This window comes from Aerococcus sp. L_32 (genome assembly GCF_050689315.1).
Genome location: NZ_JBOEQF010000857.1, coordinates 1 through 792 on the forward strand (window position 1 = coordinate 1; position 792 = coordinate 792).

Here is a 792-nt window from a genome sequence, read left to right on the forward strand (position 1 = left end):
GAATCCATTTAGCAATATCTGCTTGTGGAATCAAAAGGGGCATCCGGTTGTGGATGGGACTAACAACTTCATCGGGTTCCGTCGTGATGATAATAGATTCAGCTTGTTTTTGCCCAGTCTTTTTGTCAGGGTAAATCCGGTAAAAACCACCCACATAAATGATCCGACCAGAATCCGAAAAGGTATAAGCTTTCTTGTCTTCAGAAAATTCAAAGAAGGCTGACATAGGGAAGACAATCCGTTGACCTTCAAATGGCTCTTTAAAAGTCTTCTTCTCGCGGATTGTTTCAACCCGGGCGTTAATCATCAATTGACTGGGTTTGAAACCTGTAAATCCCCAACGCGTAATGCCAGAAACGATTTCCCCGTCAGGATTAGCGCCAAGCGTCACTACCTGATTAGAAGGAAAGATTGTCCCATCCCTTAAGTCAGATACATCAACGCCCCGACTGTTAATTTCTTCGTAATAATCGAAGAGGATTTGGTCATTTTTATCATATAAATAGCGACCACACATAGCGTAGCTCCATTTCTTTTAGGCAAAAGGGACTTCAAATTTAAGCTGACTGGTTTTCTTTCGCTGATCTGGCTTGCATATTTTTAATAGCCAGGCCAACGATTTCATTGGTTAATTGTTCGTTACGTACTAATAAAGGGCCGTGGAAGTATGAACCAAAAGTATTTTTATACATAACACCTTCCGTTTGGTCTTCACCGTTGTTACCAAAACCAGTAACCACTTTACCTAAGGGTTGGGTATTTTCCCCTAAAAAGGTCCGGCCGTTATGGTTT

Annotated in this window: 1 protein-coding gene and 1 pseudogene; both read right to left on the reverse strand. The window is 41.5% G+C overall.

Features of this window, described 5'->3' with window-relative positions; all coding sequences use genetic code 11:
- The coding region (locus ACRCJ0_RS16920) for an SOS response-associated peptidase family protein (protein WP_431391320.1) at positions 1–517 on the reverse strand (517 nt) is incomplete at its 3' end.
- Between the two features lie 40 nt (positions 518–557).
- Positions 558–792 (reverse strand): annotated as a pseudogene (locus ACRCJ0_RS16925) (adenosylcobyric acid synthase); the annotation flags it as partial.